The organism is Mesorhizobium hawassense, assembly GCF_003289945.1.
Classification (GTDB): domain Bacteria; phylum Pseudomonadota; class Alphaproteobacteria; order Rhizobiales; family Rhizobiaceae; genus Mesorhizobium; species Mesorhizobium hawassense.
The window spans coordinates 131819-152376 of the sequence record NZ_QMBP01000006.1; the positions used below are offsets into that span (position 1 = coordinate 131819).

The following is a 20558-nucleotide window of genomic DNA, read 5'->3' on the forward strand; positions in this document are numbered from 1 at the left end:
GCAGCCCTACGCCAGAAACACCTTCTCGAACTCCCGCTTTCCCCCCGGCGAAAACACCACGGCGCGGCTGTCCTTTTCGCGGCGCGCCCATTTCTCGGCGATGATCTTGTCGAGGATGGCCGCGCCCAGCGTGCCGGCGAGATGCGAGCGCCGCACGCTCCAGTCGAGGCAGGCGCGGCACACCGGCCGCCGTGCCTTCGCATGGATGTCGATGCCGAGCGCGGTGAAATGCAAGGCGCCGGAGGGCGCCAGCCTGATCTCGTTGTCGTCGCGCAGCAAAAGTTTCCTGTCGAAGAGCCGGTCGAGCATCGCCACCGCCTGTTCGCCGGCGAGGTGGTCGTAGCAGACCCGCGCCACCCGCATCGCCGCGTCGCGCGGGCCGGGCCGCACCCGCTTCGGGCCGACCGCCTCCGCGACGCCGATGATCGCTTCGATCATGCCGGCCACCTGCGCGCTGGCCAGGCCGTAATAGCGGTGCCGGCCCTGGCTGGCCAAGGTCAGCAGTCCGCCCTCCATCAGCTTCGACAGATGCGAGGAAGCGGTGGGCAGCGACACGCCGGCTTCGAGCGCCAGTTCCGACGCGGTCAGCGCCGTGCCGCCCATCAGCGCGTTGAGCATGTTGGCACGCGCCGGGTCGCCGACCAGGCTGGCGATGCGGGCGATGTCGGGTCCTTCACGCATGGTTCGATCCTTATCGAAGCATTCCCGTCAGGGAAGCACTATTCTGCGGTCAGCTCAAGCAGCCGAGGCAAACACTCCTGACAGGAGAATGCCTACCATAACGGCGCAAGCGATGCTTCCACCACGGTCGAAGCATCGCCGCCCGAAAGCCAACCGACGAGGAGACCGACATGACCATCACCTGCTTCATCCGCTACGAGATCGACCCGTTCGGCAAGGCGGCCTTCGAGCAATATGCGCGGGCCTGGGGTCAGGCCATTCCGCGTTGCGGCGCCGAACTGATCGGCTACTATGCGCCGCATGAAGGCTCGGCCACCACGGCCTACGCCGCCTACAATATCGAGAGCCTTGCCGCCTATGAGGCCTACCGCGCGCGGCTTGCGGCGGACCCGGCGGGCAAGGCAAATTACGAGTTCGCGAGGCGCGAGAAGTTCATTCTCAAGGAAGACCGCGTCTTCCTGAGGCTGGTGTCCGGGCCGCATGGTCCGCAGCAGGTTTTCAGGACCTAAAGCAATCCCAGGAAAATTGCATAGCGGTTTTCCGTCCGGAATTGCGGAGAACAAATAGTCGACGGTGAGCGAAGGGATAGAGGCATGATCGCAGTCATTTTCGAAGTCGAGCCGGCGGATGGCAAGCGCGACGCTTATCTCGGCATCGCCGCGGAGCTCAGGCCGCTGCTCGACGGCATCGACGGCTTCATCTCGATCGAGCGCTTCCAGAGCCTCGTCGATCCAAAGCGGGTGCTGTCGCTGTCCTTCTGGCGCGACGAGGAAGCAGTCAAGGCCTGGCGCAACACCGAGGAGCATCGCCAGGCGCAGAAGGCGGGGCGCGGTGGTATATTTGCCGGCTACCGTCTGCGCATCGCCCATGTCGTGCGCGACTACGGGCTGACGGAAAGGGCCGAGGCGCCGCGGGACAGCAGGGCGGTGAACGGGTAGGCACTGGCGCTAAGCATTCCCGATCAGCACGCCGGCCCCGAACACCAGCGCGCCGCCCAGCACCACCTGGAAGGCGGCGCGCCAGAATGGCGTCTGCATGTAGCGGTTTTGGATGAAGGCGATCGCCCAGAGCTCGAAGAACACCACGACCGCCGCGACGATCGTCGCCGTCCAGAAATAGGGAATGAGGTAGGGCATGGCATGCCCAAGTCCACCGAGCGTCGTCATAACGCCGACCGTCAGCCCGCGCTTGATCGGCGAGCCGCGCCCCGAAAGCTTGCCATCGTCCGAGGCCACCTCGGTGAAGCCCATCGAGATACCGGCGCCGATCGAGGCGGCGAGGCCGACGAGGAAAGTCTGGAAGGTCGCGTGCGTGGCGAAGGCGGCGGCGAAGATCGGCGCCAGCGTCGACACCGATCCGTCCATCAGTCCGGCCAGCCCCGGCTGCACATAGGTGAGAATGAACTGGCGCTGCTCGGCGCTCGCTTCCTCGATCTTGATCTCGCCCGGCACATGCTCCTGCTCCAGCTGATGCGCCGAGCTTTCGTGGCCCTGCTCGGCCACGGCGAGATCGTTGAGCAGCTTTCGGGTCGATGCATCGGTGGTGCGCTTGGCCGCCTCGACATAGAAGCGATAGGCCTGCTGCTCCATCGCTTCGGCCTGCCGCCTGACATGTTCGATGCCGAGCGGTTTCACCAGCCAGTCCGGCTTGCGCTCGAAATAGCCTTTCACATGCTCGCGGCGGATCAGCGGGATGCGCTCGCCGAAGCGCTTGCGGTAGAGCTCGATGAGCGAATCGCGATGGCCGTCTTCTTCCTCGGCCATCGCCTCGAACACTTTCGCCGATTGCGGAAAGTCTTCCATCAGCCCATCGGCATAGGCGCGGTAGATGCGCCCGTCATCTTCCTCGGAAGAGATCGCCAGCGCCAGGATCTCCTGCTCCGACAGCGAATCGAACGAACGGCGGCCGAAGCCGAAAACACGGGAAAGCATGATGGGATCACTCTAGATTAGAATCGTTCTAAACTAGGATCTTGGCTGCCGGACGTCAATTGCCGGCGATGGAAACGCGCTCGCAAATGGTTGATCCACCACGTCTGGGCCGACCCTTCATTATTGCCGAATGTTCGCCTATATAGATGGCAACAGCCAAAATTGAAGGAGACCAATCGCATGACGGAGAAAAAGCCGCCGCACGCATTCGATGCGAAACCCGTTCTCGACCTCATCGCCAGCATCGAGGCCGAGCTGCAGCGCCTGAAGGGCCTTGTCGAGGAACAGCTCGAAAAGTTCGACCCCGCCAACCCACACAACAAGACGCCGGACGGCAAGCTGACCGAAGAAGGCGCCGAGTGCTGCTACCGCCTGTTCGACGAAGGCAAGTCGCGCTACACGGTTTCCCAGCAGATGAAGATATCCTTCGCCGCCGCCACCCACCGCTTCAACACCTGGCGCAAGCTCGGCGGCAGCAAGAGGACGAAGACGCTGCTGGGGTGAGGGGCGCCTGCCCGCCACCATCATCATCAACATTGTCTCCATCACATTTTTTCGTTGGCGCGCCGGGATGATTTCCGTGCACCATGGCGGCCCCTATCCCCTACGAGGCCCGCCCATGACCACGCTCCCCGGCATCTCCGACATCCGCGCGGCCGCGGCGCGGCTTTCCGGCCTGGTCGTCGAAACGCCGCTGATCGAATCGCCCGAGCTCAACAAGCGCTATGGCGGCCGCATCCTGTTCAAGCCGGAGACGCTGCAGCGCACCGGCTCCTTCAAGATCCGCGGCGCCTACAACAAGCTGTCGTGCCTAAGCGAGGAGGAGCGCAGCCGTGGCGTCGTCGCCTTCTCGTCCGGCAACCACGCGCAAGGGGTGGCGGCCTCGGCCGCGATCTTCGGCGTCAAGGCGGTCATCGCCATGCCGGCCGACGCGCCGGTGCTGAAAGTTGGCAACGTCCGCAAGATGGGCGCCGAGGTCGTGCCTTTCGACCGCTTCAAGGACGACCGCATGATGGTCGTGCGCCCCTATATCGAACAGGGCATGGCGCTGGTGCCACCCTTCGACGATGCGGCCATCATTGCCGGCCAGGGCACGATCGGCCTGGAGCTGATGCGGCAGGCGAAGGCCCTCGGCGTGGCGCTCGACGCGGTCGTCGTCCCCTGCGGCGGCGGTGGCCTGTCGAGCGGCATCTCCGTCGCCGTCAAGGACGCCTCGCCGCGGACCGCCGTCTGGGCGGTGGAGCCCGAACACTTCGACGACACGCGCCGCTCGCTGGCCAAGGGCGAACGGGTTGCGAACGAACCCGGCCATACTTCGATCTGCGATGCGATCCTCACCGCCGAGCCGGGCCTGATCACCTTCGAGATCAACCGCCGGAATCTCGCCGGCGCCATCGCCGTCTCCGACGAGGCGGTTGCCCAGGCGATGCGCGACGCCATGGCCCATCTCAAGCTGGTGGTCGAACCGGGCGGCTGCGTCGCGCTTGCCGCGCTCGCCTCCGGCGAGATCGACCTCGCCGGCAAATGCGTCGCCGTGGTGCTGTCCGGAGGCAATGTCGATTTCAGCACCTATGCCGGGATCATGGCGGCGGCATGAGCTGCGGCCCAACCATGCGGGAATCGCCGCGATCCTTCGCGCCCCCTCTGTCCCGCCAGCCTTAGGCTTTTGTGCGCAAGGTCTTCCGTGATTTCAGTCCAGCGTCCGCCGGAACCGCACCAGCGCCACGCCGGCGAACAGCGCCACGAACACCACGAGCCAGCCGATCTCCGTCGCCACCGCCGGAAGCTCCGCGCCCTTCAGCATGACCGCGCGGGTGATGCGCAAGAAATGCGTCAGCGGAAAGATTTCGCCAAAAGTCTGCGCCCAGCCCGGCATGCCGCGATAGGGGAACATGAAGCCGGAGAGCAGCAGCGATGGCAGGAAGAAGAAGAAGGTCAGCTGCATCGCCTGCATCTGTGAGCGGGCCATGGTCGAGATCGTATAGCCGAGCAGCACCAGCGAAAGCACGAAGACCAGCACCGAGGACAGCAGCAGCGTCAGGCTGCCGACGAAGGGGATGCCGAACAAGAGCTTCGCAGCCACCAGCACCACCACCACCTGCACGGCGCCGACGACGAGGAAAGGCAGCACCTTGCCCAGCATGATCTCGGCCGGGCTGGACGGCATGGCAAGCAGGTTCTCCATGGTGCCGCGCTCGGTTTCCCGGGTCAACGCCATCGCCGTCATCATCACCATGGTCATCTGCAGGATGACGCCGAGCAGGCCGGGCACGATGTTGTATTGCGAGACGCCTTCCGGATTGTAGCGCCGGTGCACGACGACATCGAGTTGGCCGTGCGCTGCCTCCCTGGCCGCGTCCTGGGTGCCCTGGGCTCTCAGCAGCGCCTGGCCGGCAACGGTGCCGAGCGTGGAGATGGCGCCGCTGGCAACGGCCGGGTCGGTGGCGTCGGCCTCGATCAGGATCTGCGGATTGTCGCCGCGCTCCACCCGCCGCGCGAAGTCGGCGGGAATGGTGACGACGAAGGAGACATCGCCGCGCGCCATCAGGAACTCGGCTTCCTCGGCACTTTGCGCGACATGGTCGAAGCGGTAGTAGCCGGTGGTCTGCAGCGCCGAGACCATCGCCCGCGTGTAAGGGTCGCTGCTGGTCGCAACCAGTGCCGCCGGCAGGCTCTTCGGGTCGTTGTTGATCGCAAAGCCGAACAGCACGAGCTGCATCAGCGGCACGCCGAGCATCATGGCGAAGGTGATGCGGTCGCGCCGCATCTGGATGAATTCCTTGATGAGCAGCGCGCCGAGCCTGGCGAAGGAGAAGACCGCGTTCATGCCATGTTGTCCTTCGAGCCGGACATGAACTGGATGAACACGTCCTCGAGGCTGGTCTTGCCCGGCGTCACCGTCACGTCCTTGTGCTCGTTCTCGACGTCGGCGAGCACCTTTTCCAGCGCCGCCCTGTCGGAGCCGACGACATGCAGCGTCGCGCCGAACGGCGCCACCTGGTCGACGCCAGGCCGTCCCTGCAACGCCGTGGCGACCTGATCAAGCCGCGGCCCCTGCAGCACGAAAGTGGTGAGGCCGGCATTCTTCACCACCTCGTCGACCGTGCCGGTGGCGAGCATCTTGCCGTAGGAGATGTAGCTGATGCGGTGGCAGCGCTCGGCCTCGTCCATGTAGTGGGTGGAGACCAGCACCGTCAGCCCGCCGTCGGCCAGCCTGTGTATCTCGTCCCAGAACTCGCGCCGCGCCTTGGGATCGACGCCGGCCGTCGGCTCGTCGAGCAGAAGCAGCTTCGGCTTGTGCATGATGCAGGCGGCCAGCGCCAGCCGCTGCTTCCAGCCGCCGGAAAGCGTGCCGGCCAGCTGGTTGCGGCGGCTCGCCAGGCCGAGCTCCTCCAGCGTCCTCGCCACGTATTGCTCGACCGGCTTCAGCTGGTAGAGCCGCGCCACGAATTCGAGATTCTCGCCGATCGTCAAATCCTCGTAGAACGAGAATTTCTGCGTCATGTAGCCGACTTCGCGCTTGATCTTGAGCGCGTCGGTGCGGATATCGAAGCCCAGCACCGTGCCGTCGCCCTCGTCCGGCGTAAGCAGCCCGCACATGATGCGGATGGTCGTCGTCTTGCCCGAGCCGTTCGGGCCGAGGAAGCCGACGATCTCGCCTTCGGCGACCGTCATCGTCACATGGTCGACGACGGTCTTGCCGCCGAAGCGCTTGACCAGGCCGCGAACGTCGATGGCGTTCATTGCCCCATATCCGCGAGATCGACATCGACGATCTGGCCGGGCTGCAGCGGCCCGCTCTTGTCCTCCGGTCGCGCCTCGACGAGATAGACCAGCTTCTGCCGGTTCTCGAGCGAATAGATCACCGGCGGCGTGAATTCAGGATCGGGCGAGACATAGCTGACGCGTGCCTTGATCCCCATCCCGCAACCGTCGCAATGAACGTTGAGCTCGGTGCCGACCTTGACCGACGAAAACGCGTTTTCCGGCACATAGACGCTGAGCTTCACGGCGCCGTCCGGCAGCATCGAGATCACCGGCGCGGTCGGCCCGGCGGTGTCGCCGGGATTGCGGATGACGTCGTTTACGCGGCCCGGCGATGGTGCCGTCAGCACGCGCTTCGACAGCCGCCATTGGGCCTGCTCCAAAGTCGACTGCGCCTGCTTGACCTGGTTGTCGGCGGCCTTGATGGTCTCGGGCCGCGCCGGCAGATTGCCGACGGCGAGATTGGCTTCCGCCTGCCCGACCTGCGCGGTCGCCGTCTCCAGCGAAGCCGAGGCGGTGTCGTAGTCGGCCTGCGTGCCGGTGCCGCGCTTGTAGAGGTCGCTGGCGCGGTCATATTTGCGCTTGGCATCGGCGGCCTGGGCCTTCGCCATATCGACCTCGGCCTTGAGCACGGCGATCTCTTCGGGACGCTTGCCGACCTGCAGGTCGGCAAGCTGCGCCTGTGCCTGGGCGAGCGCGGCCTCGGCCTGCGCCACCTCGATCTCGGCGTCGGCATCCTCGAGCGTCGCCACCGCCGCGCCGGTCTCGACGCGGTCGCCGCGCCTAACCGCCACCGTCGCCACCTGGGCCACTTCGATCGGCGCCATCAGCACATATTCGCCCTCGACATAGCCGACGGCCAGAGGCGCCGCCGGCGCGCAGGCGCCGAACAACTGGGCCGCCAGCGGCAGCGAACAGAGAAAGCTCATGATTTGCCCTTCTTGCCGGCGCGCGCATCGCGCGCCGCCAGCATTGCCCTGAGGTTGTCGGTGGTCGCCGCCACCACCTTGGCGGCTTCGGCATTGCCGATCTCGCGCCAGCCCATGCGGCGCATCACCGCTTCGCGGCCGATGCGGAAATAGATGACCTGACCGATCAACGTGAAGACCGTGAGCCGGGTTGCCTCGCTCTCGGCCGGTTCGCCGGTCGCCTGCTCCCAGATCTGGCAGAGCCGCCGGTGCGTCGGCTCGAACACGCCGGCATAGATGCGGTCGAGCGCGGCGGTCGGATGCGAGAGCTCCCGAAGTACGAATTGTACGATCTCGCCGGCCTGCGGACTGACGACGACGAAGCCCACCATCCGCTCGAGCGCCGCGAAAAGCTGGACTCGAGCCGCCTCCGGGGTGAGGGGCGCGGAGGCCTGGACACCGCCCAGCGCCTGTCCGGCGATCCCCTGTATGGTCTCGACGATATGGTCGGCGGCGGCGGCGCGCAGGCCTTCCTTGCCGCCGAAATGATAGGCGATCGAGCCGATATTGGCCCTGGCCTCCGCCGCGATCTCGCGCGTCGACGTACCGTCGAAACCTTGCCGACCGAACAGCTTGAGCGCCGCATGCACCAGCGCCGCGCGCGTTTGATCGGCGGTGGTGGCCTCGCGCGGCTGCTTTTTTACGCTCGATTGCTTGTTCATTCTTCAACTTTAATCAATCGTTTGATTAAAGTCAAATTTGACCGCCGAGTCGGCTTGCCTTCTCGATCCTCACGGGCTTTAGTGCCCGGCCATGGGCAAGGAAGTCGAGCGTAAGTTCCTGATCTCCAGCTCTGCCTGGCGCGATGGCGTCGAGGCGGAGATCCGCATTCGTCAGTTTTACGTCGCGGCCCAGCCCGGTCGCACGGTGCGCGTGCGCATCAGCGACGGGCGCTCCGCCAAGCTGACGCTGAAGTTCGGCGACAGGGCGCGCGAGCGCGACGAATTCGAATATTCGATCCCGCTCGCCGAGGCCGAGGAACTAATGGCGTTTGCCGTCGGACGTGTCATCGAGAAGACACGCCACCATGTTAGACACCGCGGCTATCTCTATGAAGTCGATGTGTTCGGCGGCAAGCTCGCGGGTTTGGTGGTCGCGGAGCTGGAGACGCCGGAGGACGTACCTGACGAAATGCTGCCCGACTGGCTTGGTCGCGAGGTCACCGGCGAGTCGAGGTTTTACAACGCGTCGCTGGCCCTCGGGGGGATTCCGGAGATCGCCGCATGAGCTTCCGCATCGATCCGCGCTTGCCCTTGACCGGCGAGGTCAGGCGCATGTTGGCCGCCGAGATCGGCAAGGCCGTCGGCCATCTCGAGACGGCGCGCGAGAGGCCGGAGCAGGGCCTGCACAAATGCCGCAAGCGGCTGAAAAGCGTGCGCGCCTTGCTGCGCCTGGTTCGTTCCGGAGACGAACCGTTCTGCCAGACCGAGAATGAATGTTACAAGCAGGTGTCGGCCATGCTGGCCGGCCCGCGCGAGGCGACCGCGCTCATCGAAACCATCGACCGCCTCGCCGATGCCTTTCCCGAGCAATCGGCCGGCGGCCTCGACCCGGTACGCGAACGGCTGGTGCTGCGCCAGCACGAGCTTCATGCCGGCCCCGGTCTCGACGCCGCCATCAACGCGGCTGTAGCCGCTTGCCAGGAAGGCCTGGAGCGCATCGCTAGGCTGGCGCTGCCGGACCAGCCGGAGCAGGCGGCCGACATCCTCGCCGACGGTGCCCGCGCCACCTTGCGGCGGGCGAAGAAGGCGCTGGACAAGGCGGAGTCGCGCGGCGAGGCCGATGATTTTCACGACCTGCGCAAGGCGGCCAAGACGCATTCGATGCATCTGTCCTTGCTCGGCCGTCTGTGGCCGACACCGATCAAGGCGCGTCGCAAGGCGGTCGACAAGCTTGGCGAACAGCTCGGCGAATTGCACGACGTCTTCGTCATGCGCGCGCTGCTCGATGCCGAAGGCGAGCCGCTCGGCCCCGCCGAAGACACGAAGCTTCTGCGCAAGCTCTTGAAGCGCTCCGAAAAGAGCCTCACCAAGGCCTGCCTTGCCGATGCCGCCGAGCTGTTCGGCGACAGCCCCAAACGCTCGGCCAAGAGGCTAGCCCGCAAGGCGCGCGACGATCTCGCCGGTCCCCAGGAAGAAGCGAAAGCGGCCTGATCATGGCCTAACCGGTCGGCCTGTGCTAATCGCCGTCTGGCATGAGTGCGCCGGCCGATACCCTCCTGGATCGAATTGGCCGCTGGCTAGCCGGCCGGCTGCAGGACGAATCCTCGGGATATGAGCCCTATACGCCGTCGGATGCCGAAACCCTGCGCCGCACGCTGCAGCCCGGCGACGTCCTGCTCGTCGAAGGCAACCAGAAAATCTCGGCGGCGATCAAATATCTCACCCAGTCGACCTGGTCGCACGCGGCCTTCTATGTTGGCGACACCTTGCCCGAGCCCGAGGATGGATCGGAGCGGCCCCGCCTGATCGAGGTCACGCTCGGCGAAGGCTGTGTCGCCGTGCCTCTGTCGCGCTATCGCACTTACAACACCCGCATCTGCCGGGCGAGCGGGCTGACGCCGGAGGATCGCGACAAGGTCGTCGCCTTCATGGTCGGCAAGCTGGGTCTCCGGTACGACCTCAAGAACATCTTCGACATGCTGCGCTATTTCATGCCGACCCCGCCGGTGCCGGTGCGCTGGCGCCGCCGCATGCTGGCCTTCGGCTCCGGCGATCCGACGCGCGCCATCTGCTCGACGCTGATTGCCGAGGCCTATGGCCAGATCCGCTATCCGATCCTGCCCGAGATCACGCTGGCGCCAGGCCGCGCCTCGGCGCAGTCGAGCTATATGCGGCGCGAAATCCTGCACATCCGCCACCACTCGCTCTACACGCCGCGCGACTTCGACCTGTCGCCCTTCTTCCGCATCGTCAAGCCGACGCTGGAATATGGCTTCGACTATCGGGCGGTGACGTGGGAGGACAGGGCAAGCACGGACGCCGCAGCCGCAAAGGCAGGCGCAATCGCGTCAGACACGTGATGGCTTTCGGCCGGGCTCGGGATATGTCCCATGCGGCTTAAAGCGCGTCGCCTGAATCCGTTTCAGCGCGACGCGCCTTAATGCCGGCCTGCATCACGCCGAAACCGCAATAGCGCCCCGGCTTTCAGCTCTTTGTTCGACCCAGACATGGACCGGTTCGTCCCGTCCGCGGATGTTCACCGGTCCATGATCGCGCGCATTCAACTGTATCGTGGGCGATTCCGCCTTCGCGACCTCGATCAATCGCAACCCAAAGCAAATATTCGTCCGAAGCTCACGGCAGAGCGACTGCAGACGGCTGGCGACGTTGACCGTGTCGCCCACCACCGCGAAGGACAGATTGCGCTCGCTGCCGACCGAGCCGACGACGACCGCGCCATATTGTGCACCGATCCGGACGTCCAGCGGCGGGTATCCCCTGGACACCCGCTGTATATTCCAGTCTTCGAGAGCGGCGACCATCGCTTCGGCGCACTGGATGGCCCGAGTCGCGTCGTCATGGCTGGCGTGCGGAATGCCAAATGTCGCCATGATGCAATCGCCGATATAATTGTCCACCGTGCCCTGGTGGTCGAAAACGACCTGCTCCATGCGACGGTGGAACTGGCGCAGAAGTTCGAACACTGCTTCGGCGGGATGATCCTCGGAATAGTGTGTGAAGCCGACGATGTCGGCGAACAGCACCGCGATATCCTGCCGGCGTACCGGGCCAAAGGGCTCGTCATCCGTGGCGAGCTGGTCGACCACATTGGGCGAAAAATGCCGGGCGAGATTGGCGCGGGCGCGCTCCGCCTTGACATAGTCTTCCGACAGACGTCGAGAACGAGAGACGACCAACGCCATGATCGCGCCGATAATCAGCACGACCAACACGTTGGTCGCCTGCGCGAACGTATCGACGAAATTGGGGTTGAGATAGAGGTTCATCCGCTCTGTCATCGGCAGCGAATAGAGGTTCGTCGCTGGGATGACGGTTCCCGCACGAATGATCACCCATCCTACGCCGATCGACCACGTCAAGGCCGCCAGCACGCCGAGATAGAGCGCCAATCGCGTCGAAAGGGTCAGCGCGCCAAGGCATACGAAGATCAGCAGGAATTTGAAGCTGCCCTCGCGCAGTTGCATCGCGGCTGGCGCGACCTCCTGGGAAAACGGGTTGGGCGTCACCAGCAGAACGGTCAACAGAATGATGTCCAGCGTACCGACGAGGTAGCCGGTCCACCATGGCGCCGTGCGACGGCGCGCAAAGAGAAACTGGATCAGGCCGAGGAACTGGAACAGCACGAGGCCCGCCAGCACGAAGAGCAGCGCCGCATCCCAGCGACTGATCAATGAAAAGAAGCAGAAGATCACGGCAAGCGATGCGGTGCGCGCCCAGAACTGCAATCCAGCACCATGGCGTTCTGCGCGCTCCCGCAATTTCTTCAGGCGCGAATAGCGGCGAAGTTCAAGTGTTGGCGCGGTCGGCATGGGGTCACTTCGATTTGACGGGGACGTGTCACGCATTCGGCAAACCCGCCCTCTACAATCTGACAAATCAGTGCGCGAACTCTATCACGACTCAGCGCCCGTCAAGTGGTGCGCGATAAGCTCAGCCGCCAGATGCAATCCTGCCCGGGATGATTTGGCCGTGTCAGGCCGGCAAAGGACGACGCCCCTTTGCAGGAGCGGCGCGCCGGTCGGCCGCCCCCGCGTCCCTCGGGTGCGGGCCGATCGGCATGATCGCGGGAAATGGCGTCGCGCCGAAGGCAAAGGTCCATTTGTAGCCGGTGAGCTGGTCCTCGGGCGTGGTGTGTTGGTCGTGATGGGCAAGCAGCCTGGCGCGTTCGGCTAGCTCCTCGGCCTCGCGCCGCAGCATCTCCGCCGTTTCCGGCCGCATCCGCCTGGAAAAGCTGATGAAGGTCGCGGCCTGTTCCATGTGGCCGATCGCCCAGCCGATGAAGTTCTTGTTGGTCGTCTCGAAATGCGGCTTCAGCGGTCCCTCGAAATCCCACTGGATCGGCGTGTCGACGAGCAGCCTTGCCGACAGCCCTCGCCCCAGCGCCACCAGGCCGAGTTCCTCGAGATCACGCAGGTAAAGGAACATCGAAGCCTCGCTCAGCCCCTGCGAGCGCATGATGCCCTCGGGCGTGAATTTCTCCGACAGCATGATGAAGACGAAGAGCAGCGCCGGCCGCGCCGCCAGCCTGCGCTCGATCTCCGGCGCGACCCGGTTGGCCGGCCCCGGCCCCCGGTTCATCGCGCCGAGCACGTTCTCCAGCTCGACTTCGGCAGCGGCGCAGATCTCCATCAGCCGGTCGAGCTTGCAATTCTGCTCATGGAAGATGCGCTTCACCGTCGGCTCGGAAACGCCCATGCGTTCCGCCAGCGTCCGGTAGGTCAGGCCCTTGGCCTTCAGTGTCCGTTTCAGCGCCTCGAAGATCGGACCGTTCATGGACTGCGCCTCATTCATGCGATTTGGTATCGAAAAGCGATACTAGCGCTGTTCCGGCTTCCGGAGAAGTATCGAAAACTCTAGCTCTCCCGCGACATCACAGGAGAGCACCCATGAAAAATCTCATCGCTTCAACCGTATTCGCCGTCGCCGCCGCTGTGTCTGCCGCGCAGGCCGGCGAGCTCTGGCGCGCCACCGGGTTCGAGCAGCCGGAATCCGCGCTTGTCGATGCCGCCCACAACCGCATCGTCGTCTCCAACATCGTCGGCAATCCCGGCGCGGCGGACGGCAACGGCTACCTGTCGCTGCTGTCGATGGACGGCAAGGTCGTCGCCCGCCACTGGGTCGACGGCATGGACGCGCCCAAGGGCATGGCGATCGCCGGCGGCAAGCTCTACGCCGCCGACATCACCAAGGTGCGCGTCGTCGATCTCGCCAGCGGCAAGCTGGTCGAGACCATCGACGTGCCCGGCGCCGTGTTCCTCAACGATATGACTGAGGACAGCGCCGGCAAGGTCTATGTCAGCGACATGCTGGCCGACACGATCTACCGCATCGACGGGGATAGGCCGGAGGTGTTCGTCAAGAATGCGCTGCTGGCCTCGCCCAATGGCGTGTTCGCCGATGGCGACAGGCTGATCGTCGCCTCATGGGGCAAGGGCATCAACAGAAAAGACTTCAGCACCGCCGAGCCCGGCGGCCTGCTGTCGGTCGACCTCGCCACCAGGAAGGTCACGCCGCTGCCTGGAGCCCAGAAATTCGCCGATCTCGACGGCGTCATCGCCATTGGCGACACCATCTACGCCACCGCGTACATGACCGGCACGCTTTACAGCTACAAGACAGGCGGCGCGCCGACGGTGGTAGCGCAATTCAAGCCGGGCAGCGCCGATATCGGCACCGACGGTCAAAAGATCTTCGTGCCGCTGATGGGCGAAGGCGAGATCGTGGCGCTGTCACTGGATTGAGCATGCGGAAGTAATTTGTGACGCGGAACGATTGGCGAAAGCCTGCGCGATATCTGATCTCCTCCCTTGCGGGGGAGATGTCCGGCAGGACAGAGGGGGTGCTGTCCCGCCGACATTTCCGATTTATGCATGCAGCGGCACTCTGAGTTCACCTCGCCCTGTCGATCCCCGCGAGCTTGTCCGGATTGCGCACGGTATAGACCGCGGCGATGTTGCCCTCGGCATCGACGGCGAAGCTGAAAGTCTGGACGACGGCGCCGGCAACCGACACCACCAGTCCCGGCCCGCCATTGATGATGGCCGGCCAGACTACCGTATGTTCGGGGTCCGGATTCTTGCGCGCCGCGCCGACGAGGAATTTCGCAACCCGGTCGCGGCCCACCAGAATGTTGAGCGCCGCAGCCACCTTGCCGCCGCCGTCGGCGATGAATTCCACGTCCTCGGCCAAGAGCCGCTTCAGCGGCTCGATGTCGCCGCTGGCCATGGCCTGCTCGAAGCTGGCGACGTAGCGGGCGATGTCCGTCTCGCGCGCCGGGAAGCGCCGGTTGTCCTGCCTCAGCATCTTGCGCGCCCTGGACGCCATCTGCCGGCAGGCGGCGGGAGATCGCTTCAGCGTCTCGGCCACCTCCTCGAACGGCACGTCGTAGAGATCGTGCAGGAAAAGCGCTGCCCGTTCGAGCGGCGACAGGCGCTCCAAAGCCCGCATGACGCTGAACGAGATGTCGAGCGCCGCATCGCTGGTTTCCGGATCGGCGCTGCCGGCCTTTTCCACGATCGGCTCGGGCAGCCAGGGCCCGACATAGGTCTCGCGGCGCTTCTGCGCCGAGCGTAGCCGGTCGAGGCTGAGATTGGTGACGATGCGCGACAACAGGCGCGGCGCGTCCTCGACGGTGTCGGCGCCCGAAAACCGCAGCCAGGCATCCTGCACGATGTCCTCGGCCTCGCCGACCGAGCCGAGATAGCGGTAGGCGAGCCTGATCAGCCGCTTGCGCTGGCCGAGATAGGCCTGCAGGCGTTCATCGCCGTCGGGCTGATGCTCAGGCAAACTCCGCCTCCGCGTGATGTTGCGGGCGGTCTTTCGCCGCCTCGGCCTTCAGCCATGCCAGCACGGGTTCGCAAGCGTTGCCGTGGCCGAGCCCGCGTTTGAATGTCGGATAGAGCTGGCCCGACACGACCGCGGCCGAGAGCCCGGCGACACCCGCTTTGCCCCAGCGCTGCTCGCAGGCGTCGATAATGTCGGGCAGTTCCGGATCGTTGTCGAGAACGGCGCGCGCATAGCGCTCGGCGAGCACCATCTCGTCCGGCAGCAAAGCTGCGGCGCCGTTGAGCAGGGCTTCGATCGCCTTGAGTTCGACGCCTGCCTCCCGCGCCAGGGTGATGACGAGCTTCATGCAGGAGCCGCAATCGGCGCGGCGCGTCGCTGTGATCCTGGCGGTGAAGTAGGCCGCGGCCGGCAACGAGAACCGCTCGTTGGTGAAGGGCGAGATCAGCGCCAGTTTCAAGGCGCCGAATTCGTCGGTATCGACCAGTTCGCGCATGTAGCCAGTGTCATAGCCGTAGCGGTTCTCGAATTTCCATAGCTGCTGCTTGAGGAGCCGTTTGAACATCATGACCTCGCTTTCTTGGTCGCGCGCGGGGAAGGCGGCAAGCGGCAGCAGTCCGGGCACGACGATCAGCAGGATATCGCGCGCGGCCGCGCCCATGGTGGTGCCATGCGCCATCTCGATCAGGTGGCAGATCGCGTGCCCGCCAAGGAAGATCGTGGCGGCGGCGATGAGCCGGCCATCATCCGGCCGCCGGCTTGCCATCAGCAGCGCGGCGCCGGCCGCCAGGAAGGCGAGGCCGATGTCGCGGATGAAATGGATGTTGGCCGGTCCTGTGTCCGGGACGCCGGGAACGGCCGAATACCAGAAGCCCGGGACAATCAGCATGACGATGCCGTTGGCCGCCTGATAGATGCCGATGATCGCGAGAAGAACACGCATTGGTTCGCACCTCCTGCAGCCATGACGGGACAGCCAGCCCAGGTGTGACGGCGGGAGGCGAAATTTTTCATCTCGCTGGAACGGGATTGGACCGGCCATATCGACGGTGCTGCCATCTGGTTCTGTCGCCCGCTCCGGGATATCCGGCCGCAATGAGCGAAGCCGTGAAGACATCCAGCCTGAACGGCGCCGTTTCCCCGATGGTTCCGGTGCTCGTCTGCGCGCTGGCGATCTTCCTTTTGTCCGGCATGGACGCGGCAATGAAGTCCCTGGTCAGCGCTGTCGGTGTCTACAACACGGTGCTGTGGCGTAGCATGGTCGCGACCGTGGTCGCGGGCGCGGCCTGGTCGGCGGGGCCACGCTCGAAACCGACCCTTGCGGTGCTCGGCCTGCATGCGCTGCGCGCTGCCGTCGTCGGCATCGTCCTGGTCTCGTTCTTCTGGGGTCTCGCCAGATTGCCGCTCGCCGAGGCGATCGGGCTCAGCTTCGTCGCGCCGCTGTTCGCGCTTTTCCTCGCCGCGCTGCTCTTGGGCGAGCGCATAAGGCGCCAGGCCGTGTGGGCGTCGCTGGCCGGCATCGCCGGCGTCGCGATCATTTTGGCCGGACAGTTCGGGCAGGCGGGCCATTCGCAGGATGCCGTTATGGGCACGGTCGCCGTGCTCGTATCGACGGTGTTCTATGGCTACAATCTGATTCTCGCCCGGCGACAGGCGCTGTTGGCCAAGCCGGTCGAGATCATGCTGTTCCAGAACATCTTCGTCGGGATCATCCTTGGTTGCGCCGCGCCCTGGCTCGCCGTCGCCCTGCCAAGCGATCTTTGGCTTCCCTTGGTGGGCGTGGCGATGCTGTCGCTCGCCGGGCAATTCCTGATGAGCTGGTCCTACGCCCGCGCCGAAGCGCAATATCTGATCCCGACCGAATACTCGGCCTTCATCTGGGCGCTCGCGCTCGGCTGGTTCTTCTTCGGCGAGGCTGTGGCCTGGACCACGCTGGCGGGTGCCGGCCTGATCGTCGCCGGCTGCCTGATAGCCGCGCGCGCCAACCCGAAACTCGCCGAGCCGATCGAGGCGGCGGTTTGAGCCCTTCCGGACCGACGCGGCGGCTCAGCCTTCCGGGTTCTGAGCCGCGCCGGCCTTGAGGCGCACGCCCCTGCCGCCGCGCTCGCTGGTCTGGTTCTCGCCGATCAGCTCCACGCCGACCGCGTCGAGCGCCTGGATAACCTTCATCAGCGTGTCGACCACGCCCCTGACGACGCCGTCACTTGCCTCCATGCGCTGGATCGTCGGAAGCGAGACCCCAGCCCGCTCGGCAAGCGTCTTCTGGTCGATGCCGGTCAACGCCCGCGCGGCGCGCATCTGTGCGGCAGTGATCATCGGCCGGAATCCGTCTCTGATTCTATGAACGATGCATAGTATAAATGTTACAATGTTTCAAGCATCATTTTAGATGCATCATACATCGATCAATCGCTGCCGGCCACCACTTTGCGCCACTGCAGCAGGCGCGCCGCCAGCCAGCATAGCATGGCCCAGGCAAAGCCCGCGCACCAGCCGGCAAGCACGTCGGACGGCCAGTGCACGCCGAGATAGACGCGGCTGGCGCCGACCATCACGGTGATCAGCACGGCGAGGCAAAGCACGAAGATCTTCGTCCTGCGGTCCGGCAGGAAGCGCGCGGCTAATGAGCCGAGCGTCAGATAGGTTATCGCCGACAGCATGGCGTGCCCGCTCGGAAAGGACAGCGACGTCTCGGTGACGAGATGCGAGACGAGGTCGGGCCGCGGTCGGTCGACTTCCAGCTTGAGCAGGCTGGAGAGTACTTGTCCGCCGGCTATGGCGGCAAATACGAACAGCGCCGTCCCCGGCCTGCGGATCAACAGCAGGTACAGGATCATCGCCGTCGTGAGTAGGATGAGCACCGCCGAACTGCCGAGGGCGGTGATATCGCGAACAGCACCCGGTAGCCAGGATGGCCCGATCGGGCTGTCCGGCTGTCCGCTATTGCGGAAAGCAAGCAGGATCTGGGTGTCGAAGGCATGCAGCGTCGTCGCGCGCGCGGCTTCCACCAATTCCACGAAACCCCACAGCCCGGCGGCCATCACCAGCCCGGCCAGAAGCAGGGGGAACTCGATCTTGCCAAGCAGTGCGCCGACGGATGACTTCATCAAGGTCTCAAGGGTCAGAGTTTCTGCATATAGGGCCCGAGCGTGATCAGCGCGACCGCGGCAACCGCGAGCATCAAGCCTGTTGCCTGGAAAGCATTGAGTCGTTCGCCGTAGAAGGCGATCGCCACGACGTTCACCGCGACCAGTTGGATCACCGCCGACAGGCTGAATGACACCGACATGCCGAACTCGCGTACCAGCCGCAGCATGATCAGATTGCCGGCGGAGTAGAGCGCCAGCGTCAAAACGATCTTGGCGAAGCTCGGCGCCATGCCCCATTGCTTGGCCGCCCCTGCCGCCAGCAGGAACATCACCGTCGAGGCGCCGAGCTGCGCCAGCCCCCAGAAACTCACCTTGCCGTCCCCCATTTTAAGCGTCGTCGCCACGCCGGCCGCAGCCCTTGTTTCGCAAGCGGGTGGAGCCGTCAAGCCGATCGCGGCGGACCATGCGCGCTCGCAAGGAGCCGAAGCCGGCCTGCCGGGCTCATCAGCCGGCGAATAACTCTTGCGGTCTGATCACGGGGATGTCACGAAAATGTGATCGGCGCGCTTTAGGGGTCGAAGGGTCAAAATTCCCAGCCACCTCAAGAAGCCAGAGGACCCATATGACCGTGACCCCTGAGACCCGCTTCCGCACCAGTCAGCTCGAGGAAAATGACGGCCCGCCCGTCAACCCGACCGACAACCGCACCATGGGCGAGATCATCGCCGCGCGTTTCTCGCGCCGCGGCTTCCTCATGGGTTCGCTCGCCGTCTCGGCCATCGCCGCCACCGTCAGCCCGCTGGCTTTGATCGCTGCCGACGAGGCGCGCGCCGAAGAAGGCTCGGCCTTCAAGTTCGACGAGCTGGAGGCCGGCATCGACGACAAGCACCATGTCGCGCCGGGCTATGACGCCGACGTGCTGCTGCGCTGGGGCGACCCACTGTTTGCCGATTCGCCGGAGTTCGATCCGCTGAAACAGTCGGCCGCGGCCCAGGCCAGGCAGTTCGGCTACAACAACGACTATGTCGGCTTTATCCCGATCGATGGCTCGGCCGAGCATGGCCTGCTGGTGGTCAACCACGAATACACCAACCCGCATCTGATGTTCCCCGGCATCGTCTCGATCGTCGAGAAGGACGGCAAGAGGGCCGCCGAGGTGGCACCGCTCTCGAAGGAGCAGGTGGATGTCGAGATGGCCGCCCACGGTGGCACCATCGTCGAGATACGCAAGCAAGGCGGCAAATGGCGGGTGGTGCGCGACGGCAAGCTCAACCGCCGCATCATGTCCACCACCGAAATGGCGCTGTCCGGACCGGTCGCCGGCCACGACCGTGTCAAGACCAATGCCGATCCGTCCGGGACCAAGGTCATCGGCACGATGAACAATTGCGCCGGCGGCGTCACGCCCTGGGGCACTTATGTGATGGCCGAGGAAAACATCCATGGCTATTTCTCGGGCGAGCTGCCGGAGGGCCATAGGGAAGCCGCCAACTACAAGCGCCTCGGCATTCCGGAAGGCGCCTATGAATGGGGCGCCCATTACGACCGCTTCGACCTCGCCAGGGAGCCGAACGAGCCCAATCGCTTTGGCTGGATCGTCGAGGTCGACGTCAACGACCCGAACTCCACCCCGAGGAAGCGCACCGCCATGGGCCGCTTCAAGCATGAAGGCGCCGAATCGATCGTCGCCAAGGACGGCCGCGTCGTCTTCTATCTCGGCGACGATGAGCGCTTCGACTATGTCTACAAATTCGTCACCGCCGGGAAGTTCAACCCGAACGACCGCACCGCCAACATGAACCTGCTCGACGACGGCACGCTGCATGTCGCCAGATTCACCGAGGACGGTTCGGTCGAGTGGATGCCGATCGTGTTCGGAGAGGGCCCGCTGACCGCCGAGAACGGCTTTGCGTCCCAGGCCGACGTGCTCATCGAGACGCGCCGCGCCGCCGACCTGCTCGGCGCCACCAAGATGGACCGGCCGGAAGACATCCAGCCCAATGCCGGCAACGGCAAGGCCTATGTCATGCTGACCAACAATTCCAAGCGCAAGGCCGAGCAGGTCGACGCCGCCAACCCGCGCGCGGCGAACGCCTTCGGCCACATCATCGAGATCGTCGAGGATGGCGGCGACTTCGCCGCCGCCGGGGGCAAGTGGGAGGTGCTCTTGAAATGCGGTGACCCCTCGGTGGCCGATGTCGGCGCCACTTTCTCGACGGCGACCACCGCCCATGGCTGGTTCGGTATGCCTGACAATTGCGCCGTCGATTCCGCCGGGCGCCTGTGGGTCGCGACCGACGGCCAGGGCCCGAAGGCTACCGGCCGCACCGACGGCCTGTGGGCCGTCGACACCGAAGGCGCCGCGCGGGCGACGTCAAAGCTGTTCTTCCGCGTGCCGATCGGCGCCGAAATGTGCGGCCCGCTGTTCGCGCCGGACGACCAGACCGCTTTCGTCGCCGTGCAGCATCCGGGCGACGGCGGCGAGGATTGGGAGGGCTTTGGCCGTCCGTCCTATTACGAGGATCCGTCGACCCGCTGGCCGGACTTCAAGCCGGACATGCCGGTGCGTCCGTCCGTGGTCGCCATCACCAAGCAGGGCGGCGGCAAGATCGCGGTTTGATAACCGAGGTTCTGGAAAGGAGGGGTTCCGGCGATCCG

At 65.1% G+C, this 20558-nt stretch carries 23 protein-coding genes; 10 read left to right on the plus strand and 13 right to left on the minus strand.

What is annotated here, in order from left to right:
* Nucleotides 1-6 precede the first annotated feature (6 nt).
* On the minus strand, nucleotides 7-681 hold the full coding sequence (locus tag DPM33_RS14790; RefSeq protein ID WP_112098178.1) for an ArsR/SmtB family transcription factor: 675 nt from the start codon (nucleotides 679-681) through the stop codon (nucleotides 7-9).
* A gap of 170 nt (nucleotides 682-851) precedes the next feature.
* Here DPM33_RS14790 and DPM33_RS14795 point away from each other — a divergent pair, with 170 nt between their 5' ends.
* Both DPM33_RS14795 and DPM33_RS14800 read left to right on the plus strand, forming a co-directional pair.
* Entirely contained in the window at nucleotides 852-1190 is a 339-nt protein-coding gene (locus DPM33_RS14795) for an NIPSNAP family protein (RefSeq protein ID WP_112098179.1), read from the plus strand.
* A gap of 84 nt (nucleotides 1191-1274) precedes the next feature.
* Complete coding sequence (locus DPM33_RS14800; protein ID WP_112098180.1) at nucleotides 1275-1619, plus strand: antibiotic biosynthesis monooxygenase family protein; 345 nt, start codon at nucleotides 1275-1277, stop codon at nucleotides 1617-1619.
* A gap of 9 nt (nucleotides 1620-1628) precedes the next feature.
* On the opposite strand, the gene mbfA is transcribed toward DPM33_RS14800, so the two are convergent.
* Nucleotides 1629-2612: an iron exporter MbfA gene (gene mbfA, locus DPM33_RS14805; RefSeq protein ID WP_112098181.1), complete on the minus strand. Its 984-nt coding sequence runs from the start codon at nucleotides 2610-2612 to the stop codon at nucleotides 1629-1631.
* A gap of 180 nt (nucleotides 2613-2792) precedes the next feature.
* On the opposite strand from mbfA, the gene DPM33_RS14810 reads away from it, so the two are divergent.
* Complete coding sequence (locus tag DPM33_RS14810; protein ID WP_112098360.1) at nucleotides 2793-3116, plus strand: hypothetical protein; 324 nt, start codon at nucleotides 2793-2795, stop codon at nucleotides 3114-3116.
* 115 nt (nucleotides 3117-3231) lie between these two features.
* Nucleotides 3232-4209 carry a threonine/serine dehydratase family protein gene (locus DPM33_RS14815; RefSeq protein WP_112098182.1) on the plus strand — a complete coding sequence of 326 codons (978 nt, stop codon included), beginning with the start codon at nucleotides 3232-3234 and terminating at the stop codon, nucleotides 4207-4209.
* Between the two features lie 93 nt (nucleotides 4210-4302).
* Here DPM33_RS14815 and DPM33_RS14820 read toward each other — a convergent pair whose 3' ends face one another.
* From DPM33_RS14820 to DPM33_RS14835, 4 genes are read right to left on the minus strand one after another with little or no spacing between them, the layout of a single operon-like run.
* Nucleotides 4303-5439, minus strand: coding sequence for an ABC transporter permease (locus DPM33_RS14820; RefSeq protein WP_112098183.1), 1137 nt, complete (start codon nucleotides 5437-5439; stop codon nucleotides 4303-4305).
* Complete coding sequence (locus tag DPM33_RS14825; protein WP_112098184.1) at nucleotides 5436-6356, minus strand: ABC transporter ATP-binding protein; 921 nt, start codon at nucleotides 6354-6356, stop codon at nucleotides 5436-5438. The genes DPM33_RS14820 and DPM33_RS14825 overlap by 4 nt, the downstream gene beginning before the upstream one ends.
* Nucleotides 6353-7306 (minus strand): HlyD family secretion protein, encoded by a 954-nt coding sequence (locus tag DPM33_RS14830; protein ID WP_112098185.1) that lies wholly within the window; start codon nucleotides 7304-7306, stop codon nucleotides 6353-6355. The genes DPM33_RS14825 and DPM33_RS14830 overlap by 4 nt, the downstream gene beginning before the upstream one ends.
* The gene (locus DPM33_RS14835; protein ID WP_112098186.1) at nucleotides 7303-8007 is read right to left on the minus strand and encodes a DUF1956 domain-containing protein; all 705 of its coding nucleotides are present in this window, start codon (nucleotides 8005-8007) and stop codon (nucleotides 7303-7305) included. Before DPM33_RS14835 ends, DPM33_RS14830 begins: the two co-directional genes overlap by 4 nt.
* 91 nt (nucleotides 8008-8098) lie before the next feature.
* Here DPM33_RS14835 and DPM33_RS14840 point away from each other — a divergent pair, with 91 nt between their 5' ends.
* Genes DPM33_RS14840 through DPM33_RS14850 form a run of 3 tightly spaced genes read left to right on the plus strand, consistent with a single transcriptional unit; the run spans nucleotide 8099 to nucleotide 10367 of the window.
* Complete coding sequence (locus DPM33_RS14840; RefSeq protein WP_112098187.1) at nucleotides 8099-8572, plus strand: CYTH domain-containing protein; 474 nt, start codon at nucleotides 8099-8101, stop codon at nucleotides 8570-8572.
* Nucleotides 8569-9498, plus strand: coding sequence for a CHAD domain-containing protein (locus tag DPM33_RS14845; protein ID WP_112098188.1), 930 nt, complete (start codon nucleotides 8569-8571; stop codon nucleotides 9496-9498). Before DPM33_RS14840 ends, DPM33_RS14845 begins: the two co-directional genes overlap by 4 nt.
* Nucleotides 9499-9539: 41 nt before the next feature.
* The gene (locus DPM33_RS14850; RefSeq protein WP_112098189.1) at nucleotides 9540-10367 is read left to right on the plus strand and encodes a C40 family peptidase; all 828 of its coding nucleotides are present in this window, start codon (nucleotides 9540-9542) and stop codon (nucleotides 10365-10367) included.
* 93 nt (nucleotides 10368-10460) lie between these two features.
* Here the strand turns inward: DPM33_RS14850 and DPM33_RS14855 are convergent, their stop codons facing one another.
* Together DPM33_RS14855 and DPM33_RS14860 are read right to left on the minus strand one after the other, a co-directional pair.
* Nucleotides 10461-11837: an adenylate/guanylate cyclase domain-containing protein gene (locus tag DPM33_RS14855; protein WP_112098190.1), complete on the minus strand. Its 1377-nt coding sequence runs from the start codon at nucleotides 11835-11837 to the stop codon at nucleotides 10461-10463.
* A gap of 163 nt (nucleotides 11838-12000) precedes the next feature.
* Nucleotides 12001-12801, minus strand: coding sequence for a helix-turn-helix domain-containing protein (locus DPM33_RS14860; protein ID WP_112098361.1), 801 nt, complete (start codon nucleotides 12799-12801; stop codon nucleotides 12001-12003).
* Nucleotides 12802-12914: 113 nt separating this feature from the next.
* Here DPM33_RS14860 and DPM33_RS14865 point away from each other — a divergent pair, with 113 nt between their 5' ends.
* A complete protein-coding gene (locus DPM33_RS14865; protein WP_112098191.1) occupies nucleotides 12915-13769 on the plus strand; it encodes an SMP-30/gluconolactonase/LRE family protein in 855 nt (284 codons plus the stop codon).
* A gap of 148 nt (nucleotides 13770-13917) precedes the next feature.
* Here DPM33_RS14865 and sigJ read toward each other — a convergent pair whose 3' ends face one another.
* Together sigJ and DPM33_RS14875 are read right to left on the minus strand one after the other, a co-directional pair.
* Nucleotides 13918-14814 carry an RNA polymerase sigma factor SigJ gene (sigJ, locus tag DPM33_RS14870; protein WP_208648408.1) on the minus strand — a complete coding sequence of 299 codons (897 nt, stop codon included), beginning with the start codon at nucleotides 14812-14814 and terminating at the stop codon, nucleotides 13918-13920.
* Entirely contained in the window at nucleotides 14807-15754 is a 948-nt protein-coding gene (locus DPM33_RS14875; RefSeq protein ID WP_112098192.1) for a hypothetical protein, read from the minus strand. Before DPM33_RS14875 ends, sigJ begins: the two co-directional genes overlap by 8 nt.
* A gap of 152 nt (nucleotides 15755-15906) precedes the next feature.
* Here DPM33_RS14875 and DPM33_RS14880 point away from each other — a divergent pair, with 152 nt between their 5' ends.
* The gene (locus tag DPM33_RS14880; RefSeq protein ID WP_112098193.1) at nucleotides 15907-16833 is read left to right on the plus strand and encodes a DMT family transporter; all 927 of its coding nucleotides are present in this window, start codon (nucleotides 15907-15909) and stop codon (nucleotides 16831-16833) included.
* A gap of 24 nt (nucleotides 16834-16857) precedes the next feature.
* On the opposite strand, the gene DPM33_RS14885 is transcribed toward DPM33_RS14880, so the two are convergent.
* From DPM33_RS14885 to DPM33_RS14895, 3 genes are all read right to left on the minus strand, one after another.
* Entirely contained in the window at nucleotides 16858-17127 is a 270-nt protein-coding gene (locus DPM33_RS14885) for a helix-turn-helix domain-containing protein (RefSeq protein WP_112098194.1), read from the minus strand.
* Nucleotides 17128-17216: 89 nt separating this feature from the next.
* Complete coding sequence (locus tag DPM33_RS14890; RefSeq protein WP_112098195.1) at nucleotides 17217-17918, minus strand: phosphatase PAP2 family protein; 702 nt, start codon at nucleotides 17916-17918, stop codon at nucleotides 17217-17219.
* A 14-nt stretch (nucleotides 17919-17932) separates the two neighbouring features.
* The gene (locus DPM33_RS14895) at nucleotides 17933-18271 is read right to left on the minus strand and encodes a hypothetical protein (RefSeq protein ID WP_112098363.1); all 339 of its coding nucleotides are present in this window, start codon (nucleotides 18269-18271) and stop codon (nucleotides 17933-17935) included.
* Between the two features lie 251 nt (nucleotides 18272-18522).
* Between DPM33_RS14895 and DPM33_RS14900 the strand changes: the two genes are divergently transcribed.
* Nucleotides 18523-20520 carry a PhoX family protein gene (locus tag DPM33_RS14900; RefSeq protein WP_112098196.1) on the plus strand — a complete coding sequence of 666 codons (1998 nt, stop codon included), beginning with the start codon at nucleotides 18523-18525 and terminating at the stop codon, nucleotides 20518-20520.
* Nucleotides 20521-20558 lie beyond the last annotated feature (38 nt).

What these genes read in the sequence shown, in the direction of transcription:
- DPM33_RS14790 (WP_112098178.1), bottom strand. Translation starts at nt 681, where the DNA reads ATGCGTGAAGGACCCGACATCGCCCGCATCGCCAGCCTGGTCGGCGAC.
- DPM33_RS14795 (WP_112098179.1), top strand. Translation starts at nt 852, where the DNA reads ATGACCATCACCTGCTTCATCCGCTACGAGATCGACCCGTTCGGCAAG.
- DPM33_RS14800 (WP_112098180.1), top strand. Translation starts at nt 1,275, where the DNA reads ATGATCGCAGTCATTTTCGAAGTCGAGCCGGCGGATGGCAAGCGCGAC.
- mbfA (WP_112098181.1), bottom strand. Translation starts at nt 2,612, where the DNA reads ATGCTTTCCCGTGTTTTCGGCTTCGGCCGCCGTTCGTTCGATTCGCTG.
- DPM33_RS14810 (WP_112098360.1), top strand. Translation starts at nt 2,793, where the DNA reads ATGACGGAGAAAAAGCCGCCGCACGCATTCGATGCGAAACCCGTTCTC.
- DPM33_RS14815 (WP_112098182.1), top strand. Translation starts at nt 3,232, where the DNA reads ATGACCACGCTCCCCGGCATCTCCGACATCCGCGCGGCCGCGGCGCGG.
- DPM33_RS14820 (WP_112098183.1), bottom strand. Translation starts at nt 5,439, where the DNA reads ATGAACGCGGTCTTCTCCTTCGCCAGGCTCGGCGCGCTGCTCATCAAG.
- DPM33_RS14825 (WP_112098184.1), bottom strand. Translation starts at nt 6,356, where the DNA reads ATGAACGCCATCGACGTTCGCGGCCTGGTCAAGCGCTTCGGCGGCAAG.
- DPM33_RS14830 (WP_112098185.1), bottom strand. Translation starts at nt 7,306, where the DNA reads ATGAGCTTTCTCTGTTCGCTGCCGCTGGCGGCCCAGTTGTTCGGCGCC.
- DPM33_RS14835 (WP_112098186.1), bottom strand. Translation starts at nt 8,007, where the DNA reads ATGAACAAGCAATCGAGCGTAAAAAAGCAGCCGCGCGAGGCCACCACC.
- DPM33_RS14840 (WP_112098187.1), top strand. Translation starts at nt 8,099, where the DNA reads ATGGGCAAGGAAGTCGAGCGTAAGTTCCTGATCTCCAGCTCTGCCTGG.
- DPM33_RS14845 (WP_112098188.1), top strand. Translation starts at nt 8,569, where the DNA reads ATGAGCTTCCGCATCGATCCGCGCTTGCCCTTGACCGGCGAGGTCAGG.
- DPM33_RS14850 (WP_112098189.1), top strand. Translation starts at nt 9,540, where the DNA reads ATGAGTGCGCCGGCCGATACCCTCCTGGATCGAATTGGCCGCTGGCTA.
- DPM33_RS14855 (WP_112098190.1), bottom strand. Translation starts at nt 11,837, where the DNA reads ATGCCGACCGCGCCAACACTTGAACTTCGCCGCTATTCGCGCCTGAAG.
- DPM33_RS14860 (WP_112098361.1), bottom strand. Translation starts at nt 12,801, where the DNA reads ATGAACGGTCCGATCTTCGAGGCGCTGAAACGGACACTGAAGGCCAAG.
- DPM33_RS14865 (WP_112098191.1), top strand. Translation starts at nt 12,915, where the DNA reads ATGAAAAATCTCATCGCTTCAACCGTATTCGCCGTCGCCGCCGCTGTG.
- DPM33_RS14875 (WP_112098192.1), bottom strand. Translation starts at nt 15,754, where the DNA reads ATGCGTGTTCTTCTCGCGATCATCGGCATCTATCAGGCGGCCAACGGC.
- DPM33_RS14880 (WP_112098193.1), top strand. Translation starts at nt 15,907, where the DNA reads ATGAGCGAAGCCGTGAAGACATCCAGCCTGAACGGCGCCGTTTCCCCG.
- DPM33_RS14885 (WP_112098194.1), bottom strand. Translation starts at nt 17,127, where the DNA reads ATGATCACTGCCGCACAGATGCGCGCCGCGCGGGCGTTGACCGGCATC.
- DPM33_RS14890 (WP_112098195.1), bottom strand. Translation starts at nt 17,918, where the DNA reads ATGAAGTCATCCGTCGGCGCACTGCTTGGCAAGATCGAGTTCCCCCTG.
- DPM33_RS14900 (WP_112098196.1), top strand. Translation starts at nt 18,523, where the DNA reads ATGACCGTGACCCCTGAGACCCGCTTCCGCACCAGTCAGCTCGAGGAA.